The following is a 22,444-nucleotide window of genomic DNA, read 5'->3' as shown; positions in this document are numbered from 1 at the left end:
GCCGGCCCGCCGGCCCGCAGGTGGCCCCCGCCAACCGCGCCGAGGAGATCCTCGTCGAGGCGTGGCGGGAGGTGCTCGGCGTGCCGACGGTCGGGGTGACCGAGAGCTTCTTCGCCCTCGGTGGCGACTCGATCCGCAGCATCCAGATGCAGGTCGCGGCCAACCGTCGGGGCCTGTCGTTCCGGCTGCGGGACATCTTCGTCCACCAGTCGATCCGGGAGCTGGTCGAGCACGGCGAGATCAGCCTCGCCGACCCGGACGCCGGGACGGGCGACGCCGCCGGCCAGCCGGCTGCCGAGACTCCCGACGCCGAGGCGTTCGCGCTGCTGGCCGCCGCCGACCGGGACCGGCTGCCGGCCGGGGTGGTCGACGCGTACCCGATGACGGCGTTGCAACAGGGCATGCTCTACCACTGCGAGCTGACCGGCGACCCGGCGACGTACCACAACGTCACCGCGCACCGGGTCGACGCGCCGCTCGACGCCGACGCGCTGCGGGCCGCGTTCGCCGCCCTGGTGGCCGCGCACCCGGTGCTGCGCACCGGCTTCGCCCCCGGCGGGTACGCCGAGCCGCTGCAACTGGTGCACGCCGACGTGCAGGTCGAGGTGCCGGTGCACGACCTGGCCGGGGCCGACGAGGAGACCCGACGGGCCCGGATCGACGCTTTGATCGAGGCCGAGCGGACCCGACCGTTCGACGTCGACCGCCCGCCGCTGGTCCGGCTGTACGCCCTCGACGAGGGCGCCGACGGGTTCACCCTGGTCGTCGCCGAGCACCATGCCATCCTCGACGGCTGGAGCCTGGAGGCGTTCGTGCGCCCCCTGCTGGCCGACCACGACCGGCGCCGCGCCGGCCGGTCCGCGCCGACCCCGGCGACGTTGCCGTTCCGCGCCTACGTCGCCGCCGAGCGGGCCGCCCTCGCCGACCCGGCCGCCCGCCGGTTCTGGCTGGACGGTGCCGGGGCGGCACCGCCGCTGCTGCTCGGCGGCCCGGCACCCCGGATCACCGTCACCCGGCGGGTGCCGCTGGAGCCGGCCGTCACCGACCGGGTCACCGGGGCCGCCCGCGCGGCCGGGGTGCCGGTGAAGGCGTACCTGCTGGCGGTGCACCTGCGGGCGCTGGGCGAGACGACCGGCCGGGACGAGGTGGTCTCCGGCCTGGTGGTCGGCGGCCGGCCCGAGGGCGAGGGCAGCGACGCCACCCTCGGGCTGTTCCTCAACACCCTGCCGGTCACCGCGACCCTGCGCGACCGGCCGCTGGCCGACCTGGCCGGCGACGCGTGGCACGTCGAGCGGTCCCTGATGGGCCACCACCGGTTCCCGCTCGCCGAGATCGTCCGGGCCGGCGGCACCGGCCCCCGCTTCGACAGCTTCTTCAACTACACCCACTTCCACGCCGCCGCCGACGCCGCCGGCCCCCGGATCGTGGCCAGCCGGGGGATCACCGTCGACGTCGCGTTCAGCCTTGCCGTCGACGTCGAGGTGGCCCCGGACACCGGCCGGCTCGCCCTCACCCTCCAGTACGACGGCCGGCGCTTCGACGACGACTGGGCCGACCGGCTCGCCGGGACGTTCACCCGGCTGCTGGCCGCGGACCCGACCGCGCCGCTGCCGCCGGTCGGCTCGGCCGAGGCGGTGCCCACCGACGCCCGGTCCCGCTGGTCCGCCCGCGTCGCCGGGCTGTGGCGGGAGGTCGTCGGGGTGGCACCGCGCTCCGACGACACCGGGTTCGTCGCCGCCGGTGGGGACTCGCTGCGCGCCCTGCGGCTGGTCGCCGGCCTGCGGCAGCGCTACGGCAGCGACCTGACCCTGGCCGAGTTCGTCGCCCTGGACGACTTCGGGGCGCTCGTCGACCGGGTGGCCCGGCATGGCTGAGCACACGCCCTGGCTGGTGGTCCGCGCGCCGGTGCCCCGCCCCGCGCTGCGGCTGTTCTGCCTGCCGTACGCGGGCGGCAACGCGGGGGCGTTCGAGACCTGGCGGACCGGGCTGCCCCGGTCCGTCGAGGTCAACGCCGTGCAGTACCCGGGCCGGCGGGAACGGGCCGACGAGCAGGCGCCCCGCCGGATGACCCCCCTGGTGCAGGCCCTGGAGGCGGCCCTCGCCCCCCACCTGGACCGCCCGTACGCCGTCTACGGCGACTGCCTCGGCGCGTACGTGGCGTTCGAGCTGGTCCGGCGGCTGGTCCGGCGCGGTCACCGCCCCGCCGACCTGCTGGTGGTCTCCTCGGCGGTGCCCCCGCACCGGGCCGGCGTCGAGCCGGACTGGTCCGGCATGGACGACGCCGCGTTCCTCGCCGAACTGGTGGCGCTGGGCACCATGCCACCGGCGGTCGCCGGGCACCCGGAACTGGCCGCGGCGGCGCTGCCGGCGGCCCGCGCCGACTTCGAGCTGGGCCGCAGCTACCGGCTGCGCGACCCGGACCCGGTGGGCGTCCCGGTCACCGCGATCGTCGGCGACGCCGACCCGCACGTGCCGGCGACGCAGGCGGCGGCCTGGGCCGACCTGACCACCGCAGGCTGCACCACGTTGACCGTTCCCGGCGGGCACGACCTGCTCGCCCGGGCCGATGCCGGGCTGCTGCGCGCCGTCCGGTCCGCCCTCGCCGGCAAGGAGCCGTCTTGACCCGCACGACACTGCTCTGCTTCCCGTACGCCGGCGCGGGCGCGTCGGTGTACCAACCGTGGCGTCGCCTCGCCCCGCCCGAGCTGGAGGTCGCCCCGGTGTCGCTGCCGGGGCGGGAGAAGCGGTTCGTCGAGGAGCCCTACCGCCGGATGGAGCAGGCCGTCGACGGGCTGCTCGACGAGGTGCTGGAACTGGTCGCCGGTGCGGACCGGGTGGCCCTGTTCGGGCACAGCATGGGCGCGGTCCTGGCGTACGAGATGACCCGCAGGCTGACCGGGACGGCCGGGGTGACCGTGGCGCACCTGTTCGTCAGCGGCTCGCCCGACCCCTGGTCGGGCCGGGACCGGACCGCCGCCGACCTGCCCGACGACGAGTTCGTCGCCCGGGTGGAGGAGTTCGCCGGCTACACCCACCCGGCCCTGGAGGACCCGGACATGCGGGAACTGCTGCTGCCCGGGCTGCGCGCCGACGTGGAGCTGCACGAGACGTACCGGCCGGCGTCCGACAAGCGGATCGAGGTGCCGGTCACCGCGCTGCGCGGCGAGGACGACGCCCTCGTTCCGGACGCCGCGCTGATCGGCTGGGAGCGGGTCACCTCGGCCGGGTTCGCCGCGCAGCGGTTGGCTGGCGGCCACATGTACCTGGCCGACTCCCCGGCGGCCCTGCTCGACCTGGTCCGGCGGGAGCTGGCGGGATGACCGACGCGCCGACCCGGCCCGCTCCGGTGGTCACCGGCGACCGGCTGGCCGGCAAGACCGCCATCGTCACCGGCGCGGCCCGGGGGCTGGGCCGCGCCTGCGCGGTCGCGTTCGCCGCGCAGGGCGCGGACGTGGTCCTCGTCGACCTGGCCGCCGACCTGCCCGGGGTGCCGTACCCGCTCGGCTCGGCCAGCCAGCTCGCGCACACCGCCGACCTGTGCGCCGGGTACGGGGTGGCCGCGTACCCGGTGCGGACCGACGTGCGGGACCTCACCGCCGTCCGGGCCGCCGTCGCGCTGTGCCTGGACCGGTTCGGCCGGGTGGACGTGCTGGTCAACAACGCCGGCATCGCCGCGCCGTCGGGCAAGCCGACCCACGAGATCACCGAGGCCGAGTGGCAGCTCATGCTGGACGTCGACCTGTCCGGGCCGTGGCGGATGATCAGCGCGGTCGGCGAGGTGATGTGCCGGCAGCGCGCCGGCAGCATCGTCAACGTCGCCTCCACCGCCGGCCTGGTCGGCTACCGGCACTTCGCCGGATACGTCGCCGCCAAGCACGGCCTGGTCGGGCTGACCCGAGCCGCCGCGCTCGACTACGCCCCGCTGAAGGTGCGGGTCAACGCGCTGTGCCCCGGCTCGGTCCGCGACGACCCGCACGTGGAGGGCCGGATGCTCGCCGAGATCGCCCGGTCGCTGGAGGTCCCGGTCGCCGAGCACGAGGAGACCTTCGTGCAGGCCCAGCCGATGAACGCGCTGATCGAGCCCGGGTCGGTGGCGCAGGCCGCCCTCTGGCTCGCCTCCGACGAGTCGGCGCAGGTCACCGGCGCCGTCATCACCGTCGACGGGGGGTTCACCACCCGATGAGCGCCGCCCAGCACAGTGCACAGCACCCGGACCCGGCGCGGCTGTGCCACGCGGCGGCCGTCCGGCTGGCCGCCGACGCAGCCGACCCGGACCGGCTGGCCGACCGGTTCGCCACCGTCACCCGGCGGCACCGGCTGGCCGCGGGGCGGCTGTGGGTCGAGCGGGTCCCGGCGGGGCTCGCGTCGACCCGCCGGGACGCCGAGCTGGCCCGGCCCCTGCCGGCCGGCGGGCCCGACCTGCGGGCGGTGCTGCTGCGTCACGACGACGGCGCCGACCTGGTGCTGGTCGCCCGCCGGCCCGCCATCGGCCGGCACCGCCTCGGCACCCTGCTCACCGACCTCACCGAACTCACTCAGCTCACCGACTCCGCCCGCACCGATCCCGACCTCACCAGCGCCGCTGACTCGTCGGCCGTTGAGCTGTCGGCCGGCGACGACGCGGACGACGAGGGCGACGCCGGGTGGCTGCGCGGCGACCCCGGGGTGGACCGGACCGCCGTGCACACCGTCGCTGTCCCGACCGGCACCGACCTGACCGCCCTGGTCGCCGCCGTCGGTGCGGTGCTGGCCCGGTACCGGGGGGTGCGCCGGCCCCGGGTCGGCGCGGTCGTCGGCGAGCGGCTGACCGTCGTCGCGGTGCCGGTGGACGGCGGCGCCCGCGACCTGCTCGCCACGGCGGGGCCCGGGTCGCCCTGGCCGGCCCCCGGGGCCCCGGCGCCGGCCGGGCTCCTCAACGTCGAGGTGGGCGCGCTCGACGCGGACAGCACCGCCGACGCGTACCGGCCCTGCCTGGCGCCGGTGTGGCCGCTCACGCTGGCCCTGGCCGGCACCACCCTCGCCTGCCAGCACCGCACGGCCGCATGGGCGGCCGACCTGGTCGAGGCGTTCACCCGCCAGGTCGTCCGGGTCCTCGGGCAGGTCCTCGCCGACCCGGACCGCCCGCTGGACGACTGCGACCCGCTCGGCGACGCCGACCGGGCCGCGATCGTCGCCCTGGGCCGGGGCCCCGGCGAGCTGCCCGCCCCGAAGGACACCATCCACGACCGGATCGCCCGGCACGCCGCGACCCAACCGGACGCGCCGGCCGTCTCCTGCGCCGGCGAGCGGCTGACGTACGGCGAGCTGAACGACCGGGCCCGCCGGGTGGCCCGCGCCCTAGCGGCGCGCGGGGTCGCCCCCGGCGACCGGGTCGGGGTCTGCCTGGACCGCTCCGTCGACCTGGTCGCGGTGCTGCTCGGCGTGCTCCGCGCCGGGGCCGCGTACGTGCCGGTCGACCCGGCCTACCCGGTCGACCGGATCCGCTACACCGTCGAGGACTCCACCGTCGCCCTGCTGGTCGGCGCCGGGGGCGTCGACGCCGCCGACCTGACCGCCACCGGGCCGCCCGCCGATCGGCTCGGCGACGGGTCGCCCGCCGAGGGGTCCGGCCCGGTGGAGCCGCACGTCGGCGGGCCGGACGACCCGGCGTACGTCATCTACACCTCCGGCTCCACCGGCCGGCCCAAGGGCGTGCGGGTCCCGCACCGCAACGTCCTGGCCCTGGTCGACGCCACCGCCGCCGACTTCGGGCTCGGCCCGCACGACACCTGGACCATGTTCCACTCCAGCGCCTTCGACTTCTCCGTCTGGGAGATCTGGGGCTGCCTGCTCACCGGCGGGCACCTGGTCGTCGTCCCGCACCTGGTGGTGCGCTCCCCGGGCGAGTTCCACGCCCTGCTCGCCGCCGAGCAGGTGACCGTGCTCAACCAGACCCCGTCGGCGTTCGCGCAGCTGCTCGACGTGGACCGGCGGGCCGCCGACCCGCTCGCCGTGCGGCTGGTCGTCTTCGGCGGCGAGCCGCTGGACGCCCGGATGCTCACCGGCTGGTACGACCGCCACCCGGAGCCCGACTGCCGGGTGGTGAACATGTTCGGCATCACCGAGACCACCGTGCACGTCACCGCGCAGACCCTCGACCGGGGGCTCGCGCTGGCCGGCAGCCGGTCGGTGGGCCGGGCCCTGCCCGGCTGGCGGGTGTACGTGCTCGATTCGGCCGGCCGGCTGCTGCCCCCGGGCGCGGCGGGAGAGATCCACGTCGGCGGGGCCGGGGTGGCCGACGGCTACCTGCACCGCCCGGAGTTGACCGCCGAGCGGTTCCGGCCCGACCCGTTCTCCGGCGGGCGGATGTACCGCAGCGGCGACCGGGGCCGGCTGCTACCCGACGGCCGGCTGGAGCACCTCGGCCGCCTCGACAACCAGGTGAAGGTGCGCGGCTACCGGATCGAGCTGGACGAGATCCGCCAGGTGCTGCTGGACGACCCGGCCGCGCTCGCCGTGGCGGTGGTGGTCGAGACCGGCGCGGAGGCCGCCGACACCCGGCTGCACGCGTACGTGGTGCTCGCCGACGCCGCCGGCTCGGTGGCCGAGCTGCGCCGCCGGGCCGCCCGGCTGCTGCCCGACTACATGGTCCCGGCGACGATCACCGCGCTGCCCGCGCTGCCGCTGACCGCCAACGGCAAGCTCGACGCCGCCCGGCTGCCCACCCCCACGACCCCCGCGACCCCCGCCGCCCCCGCCGACCCGGCCTGCGCGCCGGCCGACGACGCGGGGCTGGACGAGCGGATCCGGGCGATCTGGCAGCGGATCCTCGGCACCGAGGTGGGGCCGGAGGACAACTTCTTCGACCTCGGCGGCAACTCGCTGCTGGCCCTGCGGCTGCTCAGGGAACTGCGCGACCAGGGCCTGGCCGACCTCACCCCCCGCCACCTCTACCTGCACCAGACCGTGCGCGGGCTGGCCGAGGCGATCGGAGCCGCCCGATGACCCCCGACGTGGACACCCTCGCCCGGCTCTGGCCGCAGGTCGGCCAGGTGGCCGTCAAGGACGGCTGCGTGTACGTCGTCGCCGAGGACTACCTCGACCCGCTGGTGCTGCGCGGTCAGCTCGCCGTGGAGCTGACCGACGCGGAGCTGCCCCGCCACGTCGTCCAGGTCGACTCGCTCGACCCGGCCGACCTGATCGCACCCGACGACCGGTACGGGGCGTACCTGCCGCCCCGGGACGACACCGAGCGGGTGCTGGTGCGTGTCTGGGAGCGGGTGCTCGGGGTGCCGAAGCTCGGCGTCCTCGACGACTTCTACGCCGCGGGCGGGGACTCCCTGGCCGCCGCCGGGCTGGCGGTGGAGGCCCAGCGGGTGTTCGGGGTGGCGGTGTCGCTGGCCGCCGTGCTGCGTCACCCGACCGTGGCCGCCCTCGCCGACGAGATCCGCCGGTCCCGGGCCGCCGCGCCGCTGCCCCCGGCCGCCGCCGGCGTGGCGCACCCGCTGTCGCCGCAGCAGCGGCGGGTGTACCTGGCCCAGTCCCGCGACCCGGCGTCGGTGGCCTACCACCTGCCGCTGGTGCTGCCGCTGCCGGCCGACGTGGACGCCGGCCGGCTGGCCGGCGCGTTCCGGCACGTCATCGCCCGGCACGACGTCCTGCGCACCGCGTTCGGCACCGAGGCGGGCCGGCCGGTGCAGCGGGTGCTGGCGGGGGTGACGTTCGAGCTGCCCGAGGTGGCCGCCCCCGCCGACGCCCCGGTGCCGGTCAGCCCGTTCGACCTGGCCGCCCCACCGCTGCTGCGCGCCGAGCTGCGGCGCACCCCGGCCGGGCCGGAGCTGGCCCTGGAACTGCACCACATCGTCACCGACGGGCTCTCCCTGGCCCTGCTGCTGCGCGAGGTCGACGCCCGCTACGCCGGCCGGGACCTGCCGCCCGTCCCCGCCCAGTACGCCGACTACGCGGCCTGGGTCGACGGGCGGGAGCCGCCGGGGCGCGACTGGTGGCTGGCCCGGTTCGCCGACCCGCCCACCCCGCCCCGGCTGCCCACCGACGCCGACCGGCCGGCGGGCGACGGGCCGGCGCCGACCGCCGGCAGCGGGGTCCACGAGTTCACCGTGGACGCCGCCCGCACCGCCGCGCTGCGCGCCCTGGCCCGCCGCGAGGGGGTGACCCTGTTCCAACTGCTGCTCGCGGTCTACGCGACCTTCCTCGCGACGACCACCGGCGGCGCGGGCTCCGACGGCACGGACATCACCGTCGGCACCCCGGTCGCCGGGCGGGGCGCGCCGGGCCTGGACGCCGCGATGGGCATGTTCGTCAACACCGTCTGCCTGCGCCACCGGGTCCGCCCCGACACGCCGTTCCGGGCGCTGCTCGACGAGGTGGCCCGGGACGTGGTGGACGCCTTCGCCCACCAGGACTTCCCGTTCGACAGCCTGGTCGAGGCGGTGCTGCCGGTCCGCGACCCGCACCGGCACCCGCTGTTCGACACCCTCTTCGCGATGCAGCACGACGAGGTGGCCCGGGTCGACTTCCTCGGCCGGCCGGTGGAACTGGCCATCGCCCCCACCGGGCAGGCCATGTTCGACCTGGACATGCAGGTCTACGAGCGGGCCGACTCGCTGCGCGTGCACTGGGCGTACCACGCCCGGCTGTTCCTGCCGGAGACGGTGCGCGCCTTCGCCGACCTGTACCTGGAACTCCTCGACGCCGTGCTGGCCGACCCGGGCCGACCGGTCGGCGCGCTGACCGGCGCGCGGCCCGCCACCGAACCGGCAGCCTCCACCATCGACATCGACCTGTGAGCCGGAGAGCGAGATCATGCAGTCTCTGATGACCCGGGGCCAGCTCAGGATCGCCGCGGCGCGGCGGCCCGACCACGCCCGGCACTGGCGCGACGTGCTCGCCGCCGGCGCGGACCGGGTCGGCTTCCCCGCCGACCGCACCCCCGCCCCCGGCGCGCCGGCGCACCCGCAGGCCGTCACCGTGCCCCTCGGCGCCGCGCTGGCCGACCGGCTCGCCGCCGCCAGCCGGGGCGCCGAACCCGCCCGGTACGTGCTGGTGGCCGCCGCCGTGGCGGCGCTGCTGCGCCGCTGGACGGGCGCGTCGGCGCTGCTGGTCGGCCGCCCGGCCGACGGCGACGCGCTGGCCGGCCTGCTGCCCCTGCCGGTGGCCTGCGGCCCCGACGTCAGCTACCGGGACCTGATCGGGCAGCTGCGCGCCGCGCTGCCCGAGGCGCAGCGGTACGCCGACTACCCGGTCGAGCTGCTCGCCGAGGATTTCGCCCCGCACGCCGAGGCCGACCAGCACCCGTTCCTCGACGTCGCCGTGCACACCACCGACGCCGCCCCCGACCCCCGCATCGGCGTCACCGTGGCGGTCACGGCCACCGAGCTGACCGTGCACCACGACGCCGCCCGCCACGACCGGGCCACCGCCGACCGGATCGCCGGGCACCTGCTGCTCCTGCTGACCGCCGCGCTCGCCGCCCCGGACGCCCCGGTCGACGACGTCGCCCTGGTCACCCCCGCCGACCGGGCGGTGCTCGACGCGATGAACGACACCGCCGTGGACTCCGGCGACGCCCTGCGCCCCGACGCCTGGGTGGCCCGCCGGGCCGCCGAGACGCCCGACGCGGTCGCCGTGCGTACCGACGACACCACCTGGACCTGGGCGGAGCTGGACCGGCGGGTGGCCGCCCTCGCCGCGACCGTGCGGGCGGCCGGCGCGGGCCCGGAGACCGTCGTCGGCGTGCTCGCCGAGCGGTCGCCCGCGCAGCTCGCGGCGATCCTCGCCGTGCACCGGGCCGGCGCTGCCTACCTGCCGGTCGACCCCGGCTACCCGCCGGCCCGGATCGGCTACCTGCTGGCCGACAGCGGCGCGGCGCTCGTGCTGGCCGCCGACCCGGCGGCCGTCCCCGAGGGAGTCCCGGTGCTCCCGCTGCCGCCGGCCGACACGGATGCGGCCGCGTCGCCGCCCGACCCGGCGGTGTCCGCGCTAGCGGCGGAGGCCGACGGGCAGGACCTGGCGTACGTCATCTACACCTCCGGCTCCACCGGCGCCCCGAAGGGGGCGATGATCGAGCACCGGTCGCTGGCCAACCGGCTCGCCTGGATGCAGCGGCTGCACCCGATCGGCCCGGACGACGTCATCCTGCACAAGACCCCCACCACCTTCGACGTGTCGGTGTGGGAGCTGTTCTGGTGGGCCCGCGAGGGCGCGTCGGTGTGCCTGCTGCCGCCCGGCGCGGAACGCGACCCGCAGGCCATCGTCGCGGCCGTCGCCGCGCACGGGGTGACCACCCTGCACTTCGTCCCGTCCATGCTAGGGGCGTTCCTCGACTGGCTGGCCACCGCCGACACCGCGCCGCTGGCCGGGCTGCGGCGGGTCTTCGCCAGCGGCGAGGCGCTCGGCCCGCACCACGTCGACCGGCTGGCCGCGCTGCTGCCGCACGTCACCCTCGTCAACCTGTACGGCCCGACCGAGGCCACCGTCGACGTCACCCACCACCGCTGCGTGCCCGGCGGGGAGCGGGTGCCGATCGGCCGGCCGGTGGACAACACCCGGCTGCACGTCCTCGACGAGCGGCTGCGGGTCCAGCCGGTCGGCGTACCGGGGGAGCTGTGCATCGCCGGGGTGCAGCTCGCCCGGGGCTACCTCAACCGCCCCGAGCTGACCCGGGACCGGTTCGTGGCCGCCCCGGACGCGGGGGAGGAGCGGGTCTACCGCACCGGCGACCTGGCCCGGGTGCTGCCCGACGGCACCATCGACTACCTGGGCCGCCTCGACCACCAGGTCAAGGTGCGCGGCCACCGGGTCGAGCTGGGCGAGGTGGAGGAGGCGCTGCGCGGCCACCCGGCCGTGAAGGACGCCGTGGTGGTGGCCCGCGACGGCAACCTGCTCGGGTACGTGCTGACCCACTCCCCGGTGGCCGAGCGGGCGCTCACCGAGCACCTGTCCGGCCTGCTGCCCCGGTACCTCGTTCCGGCCCGGGTGGTGGAGCTGGCCGAGTTCCCGCTGTCCGGCAGCGGCAAGCTCGACCGGCGGGCGCTGCCCGACCCGCCCGCCGACGACCGCCCGTACGTGCCGCCGCGCACCGACGCCGAGCGGATCCTCGCCGAGGTGTGGGCCGACGTGCTCGGGGTGGACCGGGTGGGGGTGGAGGACAACCTGTTCGCCCTCGGCGGCAACTCCATCCACTTCGTCACCGTGCTCGCCCGGGCGCACGCCGCCGGGCTGGACCTAACCTTCCAGCAGATGTTCCGCCACCCCACCATCGCCGCCCTCGCCGCCGCCCCGGCGACCGGCGAGCGGCCCCCCACGTACGCGCCGTTCGACCTGGTGTCCCCGGCCGACCGGGCGCTGCTGCCCGACGGGGTCGTCGACGCGTACCCGCTGGGGCAGCTCCAGGCCGGGCTGATCTTCCAGAACGAGCTGGCCCGGGGCGCGGCCCAGTACCACGACATCATCAGCTTCCTGATCAGCGCGCCGTTCGACGGGACCGCGTTCACCGAGGCGGTGCGGCGGCTGGTCGCCGACAATCCGATCTTCCGCACCAGCTACCACCTCACCGGGTACGGCGAGTACCTCCAGCTCGTGCACGCCGACGCGCCGACCCCGCTGTGGGTGACCGACCTGCGCGGCCTCGACCCGGCCGAGCAGGAGCGCCGGTACGCCGACTGGCACGACCGGGAGCAGGCGTACCGGTTCGTCTGGCGGGAGCCGGGGCTGGTCCGCATCCACGTGCACCTGTTCGCCGACGACCTGTACCGCTACAGCCTCAGCCAGCACAACTCGGCCCTGGACGGGTGGAGCATCACCCTGCTGCACACCCGGCTGTTCGACACGTACCACCGGCTGCGCGACGGCCGACCGCTGCCCGAGCCGCCGGCCGGGAACCACTTCCGCGACTACATCGGGCTGGAACGCCGGGCCGTCGCCTCGGCCGTCGACCGGGACTTCTGGCGGGACGTGCTGGCCGACGGCGGGGTCACCGAACTGCCCCGCTGGGAGCCGCCGACCGCCGAGGCGCAGCGCCCGGTGGTCTTCCACGAGGTGGACGTCTCCGTCGGGCTGTCCGAGCGGCTGCTGCGGCTGGCCGACCGGCTCGCCGTGCCGCTGAAGACCCTGCTGCTCGCCGCGCACGTCAAGGTCATCGGCGCGCTCGCCGCCGAGGCGGCCGTCGTCACCGGGTACGAGCAGAGCGGCCGGCCCGAGTCCGAGGGCGCCACGGCCGCGATGGGGCTGTTCCTCAACACCGTGCCGCTGCGCGTCGACCTCGGCGACGGAAGCTGGGCCGACCTCGTCGGCCGGGTCTACCGGGCCGAGGCGGACCTGCTGCCGCACCGGCGCTACCCGATGGCGCAGATGAAGGCCGACGCCGCCACCACCGACCCGCTGTTCGAGACGGTGTTCAACTACACCCACTTCTACCTGCTCAAGCGGCTACGTGAGCGGGCCGGCTTCGACCTGCTCGACGTGCGGGTCAGCACCGAGACCGAGTTCGCCCTGCGCGCCGAGTTCATGCGCGACTTCTTCACCGACCAGGTCCGGCTGAGCCTGCACTACCACTCGGCCGAGTTCACCCCGCAGCAGGCGGCCGGGATCGGCGAGGCGTACCGGCGGGCCCTCGCGGCGCTTGCCGACGACCCGGACGCCCCGCACGACGGGTACGCCGCAGGCCTGCCGCCGGCCCGGGTCACCCCCGCGCGGCGGACCTTCGGCCGGACCGCGCCCGCCCCGGCCGCCGGCCCCGCCGGGCGCACCCCGCCCGCCACCGACGTGGCCCGGCGCATCGCCGAGGTCTGGGCCTCGACCCTGGACGTGCCGCTGGCAGACATCGCCGAGGAGGACAACTTCTTCGACCTCGGCGGGAACTCCCTCGCCGCGATGCGGGTCGTCGCCGCGCTACGCCCGCTGGTCACCCTGCGGCAGCTGATGACCCACTCCGACCTCGGCCCGCTGGCCCGGGCCGCCGAGGCCGCCCGGCCCGCCGAGGCCGCCCGGCCCGCCGAGGCCGCCCGGCCCGCCGAGGCCCCCGCCAGCTACGGGTCCGGGTCCGGCGCGGCGATCGCCTCCGGCACCGGGTCCGGCCCGGGCGGCTCCGGGTCCGGGTCCGACGCGGCCGTCGGGGCCGGGTCCGCCCGGGCCGGCGACGACTCGCTGCTCCAGCCGCTGTCGCCATCCGGCGTCGCCGCCGACCGGGTCCTGGTCTGCTTCCCGTACGCCGCCGGCAACCCGCTGGCCTTCCGCCCCCTCGCCGAGGCGCTCGCCGGGCACGGCGTGGCCGTTCGGGCGGTGGCCCTGCCCGGTCACGACCTCGGCCACCCCGAGCCGCTGGTCGACCTCGACGAGGTGGCCCGGCGGGTCGCCGACGAGATCCGCGCCGACGCCCCGGGCGAGGTGTTCATCTGGGGGCACTGCGTCGGTGCGGCCCTGGCCGTCGAGGTGACCCGGCTGCTCGCCGCCGCCGGGGCCCCGCCGGTGCGGCTCTTCCTCGGCGGCAAGCTGCTGCGCGACCCCGCCGACATCGACGCCAGCATCGCCGAGGTACGGGCCCTCGACGAGGCGGGCGTGGTGGACTGGCTGGTCGGGCAGACCGGCTTCACCGACCTCGACGGACTCGACGCCGAACAGACATCTGCGCTGGTTGCCGCGTTCCGGCACGACGCGCTCGGCTCGCACGCGTACCTGCGGGACCGGCTCGCCCCGCTGGCCGACCGGCCGCTGACCGTACCGGTGACGGTGGTGCTCGCCGACGACGACCCGCTCACCGCCGGCTCGGCCGACGAGCACGCCGCGTGGCGGCGAATCGCCGCCGACGTGACCCTCGAAGAGATCGACGGTGGGGGACACTACTTCTGCCGTACCCGCGCCGGGGAGGTGGCCGCCCTCGTCGGCGCCGCCGGCCCGGCCGCGCCGCGTGCCCGCCGCCCCGGGGAGGACCATGTCTGACCGCACGCCCACCAGCGCCGTCGAGCGGCCCGCGACGCCGCGCGGCGAGTTCGTCGCCGGGGCCCGCTCGATGGTGCCGTTCCTGCTCTCCGCGTTCCCCCTCGGGGTGATCGGCGGGACGCTCGGTCTGGCCAGCGGGCTGTCCTATCTGGAGACGCTCGGGCTGGCCATGGTGGTCAACTCGGGCACCGCCCAGTTCATCGGCTTCAAGCTGATCTCCGAGGGCGCGGCCTGGCCGGTGATCGTGCTGACCACGCTGATCCTCAGCCTGCGCATGCTGATCTACTCGACGCTGCTCGCCCCGCACGTGCGGGAGCTGCCGCAGCGGTGGCGGCTGCTGCTCGGCTTCGGGCTGATCGACGCGGTGTTCTTCGTCGCGTTCGACCGGATCAAGGGCGACGCGCCGGCCCGCCGCAAGAGCATGTACTACTTCGGCGCGTCCGCCATCATGTACGTCAACTGGGCGATCGCCACGGTCGTCGGCATGGTCGCCGGGCACCTGCTGCCGGAGCGGCTGCGCCACGGCCTGGACTTCCCGATGACCGCGGTCTTCCTGGTCGTGCTCGCCGGGGCCCTCGCCGGCTGGAAGATCTGGACCACCGCCGTCTCGGCCGGCGCGCTGGCCATGCTGACCCTCGGCCTGCCGTACAACCTGGGGCTGATCCTGGCGGCGCTCGGCGGCGCCTGCGTCGGCATGGCCTGCGAGCGGATCGAACGCCGCTGGTTCCCGCCGAAGCCCGACGACCCGGCGGACGACCCGGACCCGGCGCCGCCGGACCTGACGGCGGGCGCTGGCGGGCCGCCGGACGGGCCCCCGCTGGGCTCCGTGCCACGCGGGCGGCCCGGTGAGCCGGTACGGCCCGATGACCCCGTGCGGCCCGGTGAGCCCGTGCGGGCCGGGGACCGGGCGGCCGACGCCGCCGCCGACGTGGACGGAAGGTGACCGCGATGTCGATGCTGCTGCTCATCCTCGGCATGGGGCTGGCCACCTTCGCCCCCCGGTACGTGCCGCTGCTGGTCTTCCGCGACCGGGAACTGCCCGCCGACGTGAAGACGTTCCTCGGCTACCTGCCGCCCGCGCTGCTCGCCGCGATCGCGGTGCCGTCGGTGCTCGCCCCCGTCGACAACCGGGTGGAGATCACCGTGGTCACGGTCCCGTACCTGGTGGCCGGGGTGGTGACCCTGGCGACTGGGCTCTTCGTCGAACGGTTCATGATCGTGTGGACCGTCGGGCTGGCGGTCTTCTTCGGGATGCGCTGGTGGTTGGGGGCGATGTGACGACGACGGGTGACACCCCGCTGCGGCAGCCGCTGCGGGTGGCGGCGGCGCAGATCGAGGCGGTCGGCGGCGACCTGACCGGCAACGCCGCCGCGCACGCCGCCGCGATCGCCGGGGCCGCCGATTTGGGCGCGAGCCTGGTCGTCTTCCCCGAGCTGTCGCTCTGCGGGTACGACTACCCGCTGCTCACCGCCGACATCGCCCGGTGCGAGGTGGCCCCCGGCGACCCGGCCCTGCGTACGGTGGGCCAGGCCTGCCGGGAGCACGGGGTGACGGCCGTGGTCGGCGGCTGCGCCCGGCGGGCCGACGGCTGGGCCATCGCCGCCCACGTGGTCGGCCCCGACGGCGCGGTCGCCGCGACCTACGACAAGCGGCACCTCGACGCCGACGAGCGGGCGGTGTTCGTCCCCGGCACCACCGACACGCTCGTGCGGGTGCGTGGCTGGCGGCTCGGCCTCGGCGTCTGCTACGACGCCAGCTTCCCCGAGCACGCCCGCGGCCTCGCGCTGGCCGGCGCGGACGCCTACCTGGTGTCGGGCGCGTTCACCGTCGGCGACTCCGACCACCGCCGAAGCGTCTACTTCCCGGCCCGCGCCCTGGAGAACACCAGCTACGTGGTGTTCGCCAACTTCGCCGGGACGCATGGCGGGTGGCGGTTCGCCGGCCACAGCGCCGTGTACGCCCCCGACGGCCGCCCGCTGGCCGACGCCGGGGCCAGCGCCGGCCTGGCCGTCGCCGATCTCGACGACGCCCGGCTGCGGCACCAGCGCGACAGCCAGCGGATGCTCGCCGACCGGGCCGCTCCCGCGCCCGCCCCGGCGCCGGTCGTCGTCGTACCTTGACGGATTCGCAGCAGACAACCGAAGGAGCACCAGTGACCGGCATCGGCACGACCGCGATCCACGGCGACGACGGGCTGAGCCCCACGGGCGCGGTGTCGCCCCCGATCGTGCAGAGCGCCACCTTCAGCGCCGAGACCGACGAGCGGTTCACCGAGATCGCCACGCAGACGCGCGGCGACGCCTTCTACACCCGCTACGGCAACCCCAACCACGCCCAGGTCGCCGCCGTGGTGGCCGAGCTGGAGGGCGTCGAGGCGGGCCTGGTCACCGCGTCCGGGATGGGGGCGATCACCACGATCGCCCTGGCCCTGCTGAGCGCCGGCGACCACGTGATCGTGCAGCGCAGCACGTACGGCGGCACCACCTCGCTGACCACCGGGCTGCTCACCCGCTTCGGGGTGACCTGCACCCAGGTCGACCAGACCGACGTCGACGCGTTCGCCCGGGCGCTGACCCCGCAGACCCGGCTGGTGCTGGTGGAGACCCCCAGCAACCCCCTGCTGGAGCTGACCGACCTGAGCGCCGTGGTCGACCTGGCGCACGCCCACGGCGCGTACGCCGTCGTGGACAACACCTTCGCCACCCCGGTCAACCAGCGTCCGGCGGCCTTCGGCGCGGACCTGGTCTGGCACAGCGCCACGAAGTTCCTCGGCGGCCACTCCGACGTCTCCGCCGGGGTCGTGGTCGGCTCCGCCGAGCTGGTCGACCGGGTGTGGCAGACCTCGATCGTCACCGGGGCGACGCTCGGCCCGATCGACGCCTGGCTGCTGCTGCGCGGCATCCGGACGCTGCCGCTGCGGATGGCCCGGCACAACGACAACGCCCTCGCGCTGGCCCGGGCCCTTGAGGAGCACCCGGCCGTCGCCCGGGTGCGCTACCCCGGGCTGGCCAGCCACCCGCAGCACGACCTGGCCACCAGGCAGATGAGCGGGCACGGCGGCGTGTTCAGCCTCGACCTGGCCGGTGGCCGGCCGGCGGCGGCCACCCTGCTGGCGGAGCTGCGGCTGGCCAAGCGCGCGGCCAGCCTGGGCAGCGTGAGCACCCTGGTGGTGCACCCGCGTTCGATGTGGGCGGGCATCGTCGACGCCGACCAGCTCGCCGCCACGGGCATCGGCGAGGGCCTGGTGCGGGTCTCCACCGGCATCGAGGAGACGCCGGACCTGCTCGCCGACTTCACCCGCGCCCTGGACATCGTCGCCGGGCAGGCCGGTTGATGGGTCAGAAGCCCTACCCGCCGGGGGAGCCGTACGACCACGGCATGCTGGACGTGGGCGACGGGAACCTCGTGCACTGGGCGGTGTCCGGAAACCCGGACGGCCGCCCGGCGCTCGTGGTGCACGGCGGCCCCGGGGGCGGCTCCTCCGCCGGGATCCGCCGGCTGTTCGACCCGGGCCGGTACCGGATCGTCCAGTTCGACCAGCGCGGCTGCGGGCGCAGCACCCCGCACGCCATGTCCCCTCTCCCGTACCCGCCCTGGGAAGTCGCCGCTACACCGCCCCGTACACCGGGCAGCCTGGCGGCGGCCTGACGAATGCCCCCCACCCGGTCGGGGACCTGCCCTTTGGTCCCTTTGGAGCTGCCCCGTCCACGCTCCCACTCCACCGACAGCACAAACGGGGCAGCTCCAAAGGGACCAACGCAGGACAGGTCGACCCGGCAGGGGCCGATGGGGTCGGCAGCGCGCGCATCCCATGGGGCCTGCCAAGCCGGAGACCCGCACGACTTTGCCGGGGCCCTGGTGGGCTGGGCGGGGTGTGATGCCGGGTCAAACCGACCTCGTCCGTCCGTCATGGCATGTCCGCGTATCGGAGTGGGAGCGTAGGCAGGGGCCGGCGCCACACAACGTAGGTCAGGACGGCGAAGATAATCAGAAGTGCGACTGCGGCGAGGACGATCAGCCATCCGGATTGATCGCCAGCCTCGCGCACCCTCAGGCAAGGGTCACTCTTGGCGTGGTGGACGGGGATGCGCTCTCCGGTGCTCACGGCTCGGTTTGCATCGACCGTAACGCGCAGGATTGATTGACACGTCTTCCCACGGTCTGTCGTGAACTGAACCGTCAGGAAGGTTCTTGCTCCACGATGCTCGACGCCGGCCACCTCAGCCGCTGCGTCTGATCCCCGGCGTTCGTCTGCAATTGACCATGTGGCCAGCGCCGTGAACACGATCGCAAAGGCCAGACCGAACGCCGAGAAGGCCCGTAGGAAGTTTCGGCTTGGCCGTCGACGGCTCATGGTCGGACTCTAGAACGGGTCAGCAACGGACTGGTGCGGTCGATGGCACCGGCGACGGCACGGTGTCAACAACTCGTGCAACGGTCCGACTTCAACTTATATCGCACTGGGGGGCTTGCCGCAAGGCCCGGGTCTTGCCGCAGAATCGTCGGTCGGACCCAAGAATGGACGAAGAAACGGGGAACGACGTGCATGCGATCCACCCGGTCACCGAAGTGCAGTGGACGCCGGCAGCCTTGGAGGTATCGCGATGATCGAGCAGTACGTGTCAGGTCTCCAAGAGGTCGACGAGACGCAGGGCGCGATCGTTGGCGGCAAGGGCGCGCACCTGGGGGCGCTATCGCGGGTCGACGGCATCCGGGTGCCGGCTGGCTTCTGCGTGACGACGGACGCCTTCCGGCGGATCATGGCCGAGGTGCCGTGGATCGACGATCAGCTCGATCAACTGTCGCGCCTGAACCCGGACGACCGGGAGGCGATTCGCACGGTCAGTGCGGAGATCCGCCGGACCATCGAAGGGATCGTCGTCCCCGACGATGTGGCTGCGGCGATCATCCGGGCTCTCACTGAGCTCGGTGAGCGGGCTGCCTACGCCGTCCGATCCAGCGCGACGGCCGAGGACCTGCCGACGGCCTCCTTCGCAGGCCAGCAGGACACGTACCTGAACGTCATGGGGCTGGCGGCGATCCTGTCGCATGTCAGCCGGTGCTGGGCCTCCCTCTTCACCGAGCGCGCCGTGACCTACCGTCAGCGCAACGGCATCGACCACCGCACCCTCCACATGGCCGTGGTCGTGCAGAAGATGGTCTTCCCACAGGCGGCCGGCGTCCTGTTCACGGCCGACCCCGTCACGTCCAACCGGAAGGTCGCCTCCGTGGAGGCCAGCTTCGGCCTCGGCGAGGCGCTGGTCTCCGGGCTGGTGAACGCGGACGCCTACAGGGTGCGGGACGGCGAGATCATCGACAGGGCGATCGCCACCAAGCGGCTTGCCGTCCACGCCCTGCCGGGTGGCGGGACGAGGGAACAGGCGATCGACCCGGAGCGGCAGGAGCGGCCGGCGCTGACGGATGCGCAGGTCGTGCGGCTGGTGCGGCTGGGCCGGCGGATCGAGGCCCACTTCGGCCACCCCCAGGACATCGAATGGTGCCTGGTCGACGATGACCTCCAGATTGTCCAGAGCCGACCGATCACCACGCTGTTCCCTGTCCCCGAGGCAGGCGACGGAGAGAACCACGTCTACCTCTCCGTCGGTCATCAGCAGATGATGACCGACCCCATGAAGCCCCTGGGGCTCTCCGTGTGGCAGCTGACGGCCCTCGCGCCGATGCCCGACGCCGGCGGAAGGCTGTTCATCGACGTCACCCAGCGCTTGGCATCGCCTTCGAGCCGCGCCAGCCTACTGGCTGTCATGGGAAAATCCGATCCGCTGATGAGGGACGCTGTGGAGACCGTCATCGATCGCGGCGACTTCATCCCGTCGCTCCCCGATCAGGGCCCGACAGGGCCGCCCGCCGGCGACGTGCCCGCCCCGATCGAGACCGATCCGGCCATCGTCACCGACCTGATCGAACGCAGCCGGGCATCCATCGCCGCCCTGCAGCGCGACATCCGGACAAAATCGGGGCCGGCGCGGTTCGACTTCCTCTTGGCGGCCTTCCAGGAACACAAGCGGGCCCTGGGGGAGCCGCCGAGCATGCAGGTGATCATGGCGGGGATGGAGGCCTCGTGGTGGCTCAACGAGCACTTGGAGGAGTGGCTGGGCGAGAAGAACGCGGCCGACTCCCTCACGTTGTCCGCACCCCACAACGTCACGTCGGAGATGGGGCTGGCGCTCCTCGACGTCGCCGACGTCATCCGCCCGCATCCGGAGGTGGTGACCTTCCTGCAGGAGGTCGAGGACGAGGCATTCCTGGATGACCTGGCCACGCTCCCGGGCGGCCGGGAAGCGCGCGACGCCATCCGGGGCTACCTCGACAGGTACGGCATGCGCTGCGTCGGCGAGATCGACATCACGAGGCCGCGCTGGAGCGAACGCCCCGCCACGCTCGTGCCCGTCCTCCTCGACAACGTCAGGAACTTCGAGCCGGGAGCCAGCAGGCGGCGCTTCGAGCAGGGGCGCCAGAAGGCGGACCGGAAGGAACAGGACGTCCTGGAGCGCCTGCGGGCCCTGCCGGACGGGGAGCGGAAGGCCGAAGAGACCAAGCGGATGATCGACCGGGTCCGAACCTTCATCGGGTACCGGGAGTATCCGAAGTACGCCATGGTCAGCCGCTACTTCGTCTACAAGCAGGCCCTGCTGGAAGAGGCCGAACGCCTCGTGCACGCCAACGTGCTTCGGGAGAAGGAAGACATCTTCTATCTCACGTTCCAGGAGCTTCACGACGTCGTACGCACGCACCAGGCGGATGATCAGCTCATCCACCGGCGGAAGGAGGCGTTCAGGTCGTATCAGGCGCTCACCCCGCCCCGGGTGCTCACGTCGGAAGGTGAGGGCGTCGCCGGGACGTACCGACGCGACGATGTGCCCACCGGCGCGCTGGTCGGCCTCGCAGTTTCCGGCGGGGTGGTCGAGGGGCGGGCCCGCGTCATCCTGGACATGGCCGAGGCCGACCTCGAACCGGGCGACATCCTGGTCACCGCCTACACCGACCCGAGCTGGTCACCCCTGTTCGTCGCGGTCGAGGGGTTGGTGACGGAGGTCGGCGGCCTCATGACCCACGGGGCGGTGGTCGCCCGGGAGTACGGCTTGCCCGCCGTCGTCGCTGTGGAGCATGCGACCAAGCTGATTCGGGATGGGCAGCGGATTCGCGTGCACGGAACCGACGGGTACGTCGAGATCCTGTCTTGACCGACCACCACCGAGAAGGCTATTCGTAGCTTCGGTCGAACCAGTTGCGCCGGGCATGGTCGAAGGGATGGCTGGCGCTGCGTAACCCTGCGTGAATGAAGGTGGCCCTCTTCGGTAGAGCCGAGGAGGGCCGCCACCGCAGGCGACTCGGCGCAGTCCCGACAGCACAATCCTGCGGCACACCCCGGGCGTTGCCGCAAGCCCCGGGGTGCGCTATAAATTGCGGGCGGCAAGGAGAGCGATCTCCTTGCCTTTGCTTTTGTCAGCCGCAGCGGTCGATGCCTCAGCAGCGCCGTCGTCGTACGTGATCTCAGTTACTTCCGCGCGGGAACGAGGTGGCGGCGCAGCCATTATGTCCGGATGACAGCTCCCACCTTCGTCATCGTCCACGGTGCCGGCAGCAACTCGTTCACCTGGGCGCCCATGCAGCGGGAACTTGCCCTGCGCGGGCACCGTTCGCTGGCCGTCGACCTGCCGGGACACGGCTTCGGCGCGACGTTCCCGGCGGCGTACCAAGCCCCGCAGGACCTTGCCGCCCTGGCGAGCACGCCGAGTGCGATGGCCGGCATCGGGCACGCGGACAACGTGGCACACGTCCTTGACGTCGTGAAGCGGGTACGCGAGCACGGGCCGGTGATCCTGGTCGGGCACAGCCGGGGTGGGCTCACCCTGACCGGGGTCGGCAATGCCGCACCGGACCTGGTGGACCGGTTGGTCTACATCTCGGCGTGGTGCTGTGCCGGCGATACCCCGGCCGGCTACCAGGCCTCGGCGGAGAACGCGTCGAGCGCGTTGGCCGATGCCGGCAACCTGATCGCCGCGAACCCGATGGAACTCGGCGCGTTGCGGTTCAACTGGCGCACCGCCGACCCCACGTTGCTCGCCACGCTCCGGGAAGCCGTTCTGGCCGACGGCACCGACGACGAGTTCTACGGATACCTGAACACCCTGGAGCCGGACGAGAGCCTGGACGCCGGCGAGGAGCGGGCCGACGCCGCGACCTGGGGACGTATTCCCCGTACCTACGTGCGGCTCACCGCCGACCGGTCGATTCCGCTCGCGCTACAGGACCGCTTCATCGCCGACGCCGACGCGCTGACCCCCGACAACCCGTTCGACGTCCGGTCGCTCGATGTCAGCCATGCCGGGGTGCTGGTACGCCCCGGCGACACCGCGGCCCTGCTCTGCTCGCTGGTCGAGGCGTGAGCGGTCGCTGGTTGCCGTGACCACGAGGCGCACGTCGGCGGGCTGTGGTCCGGGCCGGGCGGGTTACACGACCGGTAGCGACGACTCGTATCCTGTGCGCG

13 protein-coding genes and 1 pseudogene are annotated in these 22,444 nt (G+C 74.5%); all 14 read left to right on the top strand.

The genetic code is table 11. From position 1 onward, the window contains the following. Window positions 1-20 precede the first annotated feature (20 nt). The 14 genes and pseudogenes from ACQPZO_RS15755 (at window position 21) to ACQPZO_RS15690 (ending at window position 22,343) form a co-directional block, all read left to right on the top strand. On the top strand, window positions 21-1,874 hold the full coding sequence (locus ACQPZO_RS15755; protein ID WP_433351024.1) for a condensation domain-containing protein: 1,854 nt from the start codon (window positions 21-23) through the stop codon (window positions 1,872-1,874). Continuing rightward, on the top strand, window positions 1,867-2,622 hold the full coding sequence (locus tag ACQPZO_RS15750) for a thioesterase II family protein (protein WP_433341752.1): 756 nt from the start codon (window positions 1,867-1,869) through the stop codon (window positions 2,620-2,622). Before ACQPZO_RS15755 ends, ACQPZO_RS15750 begins: the two co-directional genes overlap by 8 nt. Next, window positions 2,619-3,320, top strand: coding sequence for a thioesterase II family protein (locus tag ACQPZO_RS15745; protein ID WP_433341750.1), 702 nt, complete (start codon window positions 2,619-2,621; stop codon window positions 3,318-3,320). The genes ACQPZO_RS15750 and ACQPZO_RS15745 overlap by 4 nt, the downstream gene beginning before the upstream one ends. Continuing rightward, entirely contained in the window at window positions 3,317-4,183 is an 867-nt protein-coding gene (locus ACQPZO_RS15740) for an SDR family oxidoreductase (RefSeq protein WP_433341748.1), read from the top strand. Before ACQPZO_RS15745 ends, ACQPZO_RS15740 begins: the two co-directional genes overlap by 4 nt. Beyond that, a complete protein-coding gene (locus tag ACQPZO_RS15735; protein WP_433341746.1) occupies window positions 4,180-6,984 on the top strand; it encodes an amino acid adenylation domain-containing protein in 2,805 nt (934 codons plus the stop codon). The genes ACQPZO_RS15740 and ACQPZO_RS15735 overlap by 4 nt, the downstream gene beginning before the upstream one ends. Further along, entirely contained in the window at window positions 6,981-8,786 is a 1,806-nt protein-coding gene (locus ACQPZO_RS15730; protein ID WP_433341744.1) for a condensation domain-containing protein, read from the top strand. The genes ACQPZO_RS15735 and ACQPZO_RS15730 overlap by 4 nt, the downstream gene beginning before the upstream one ends. A gap of 16 nt (window positions 8,787-8,802) precedes the next feature. After that, window positions 8,803-13,935, top strand: coding sequence for an amino acid adenylation domain-containing protein (locus tag ACQPZO_RS15725; protein WP_433341742.1), 5,133 nt, complete (start codon window positions 8,803-8,805; stop codon window positions 13,933-13,935). Continuing rightward, a complete protein-coding gene (locus ACQPZO_RS15720) occupies window positions 13,928-14,878 on the top strand; it encodes an AzlC family ABC transporter permease (protein WP_433341740.1) in 951 nt (316 codons plus the stop codon). The genes ACQPZO_RS15725 and ACQPZO_RS15720 overlap by 8 nt, the downstream gene beginning before the upstream one ends. Window positions 14,879-14,883: 5 nt before the next feature. Beyond that, complete coding sequence (locus ACQPZO_RS15715; RefSeq protein WP_433341738.1) at window positions 14,884-15,213, top strand: AzlD domain-containing protein; 330 nt, start codon at window positions 14,884-14,886, stop codon at window positions 15,211-15,213. Continuing rightward, complete coding sequence (locus tag ACQPZO_RS15710; protein ID WP_433341736.1) at window positions 15,210-16,055, top strand: carbon-nitrogen hydrolase family protein; 846 nt, start codon at window positions 15,210-15,212, stop codon at window positions 16,053-16,055. Before ACQPZO_RS15715 ends, ACQPZO_RS15710 begins: the two co-directional genes overlap by 4 nt. A gap of 32 nt (window positions 16,056-16,087) precedes the next feature. Next, a complete protein-coding gene (locus tag ACQPZO_RS15705; RefSeq protein WP_433341734.1) occupies window positions 16,088-17,269 on the top strand; it encodes a trans-sulfuration enzyme family protein in 1,182 nt (393 codons plus the stop codon). Beyond that, window positions 17,269-17,505 (top strand): annotated as a pseudogene (locus tag ACQPZO_RS15700) (prolyl aminopeptidase); the annotation flags it as partial. The gene ACQPZO_RS15705 and the pseudogene ACQPZO_RS15700, both read left to right, overlap by 1 nt. A gap of 1,034 nt (window positions 17,506-18,539) precedes the next feature. Continuing rightward, window positions 18,540-21,137 carry a rifamycin-inactivating phosphotransferase gene (gene rph, locus ACQPZO_RS15695; RefSeq protein WP_433341732.1) on the top strand — a complete coding sequence of 866 codons (2,598 nt, stop codon included), beginning with the start codon at window positions 18,540-18,542 and terminating at the stop codon, window positions 21,135-21,137. A 360-nt stretch (window positions 21,138-21,497) separates the two neighbouring features. Then, the gene (locus tag ACQPZO_RS15690) at window positions 21,498-22,343 is read left to right on the top strand and encodes an alpha/beta hydrolase (protein ID WP_433341730.1); all 846 of its coding nucleotides are present in this window, start codon (window positions 21,498-21,500) and stop codon (window positions 22,341-22,343) included. Window positions 22,344-22,444: the final 101 nt, after the last annotated feature.

The sequence above is a fragment of the Micromonospora sp. CA-111912 genome (genome assembly GCF_050948415.1).
Taxonomy (GTDB): Bacteria; Actinomycetota; Actinomycetes; order Mycobacteriales; family Micromonosporaceae; genus Micromonospora.
This window is presented reverse-complemented; position numbering and strand designations above follow the sequence as displayed.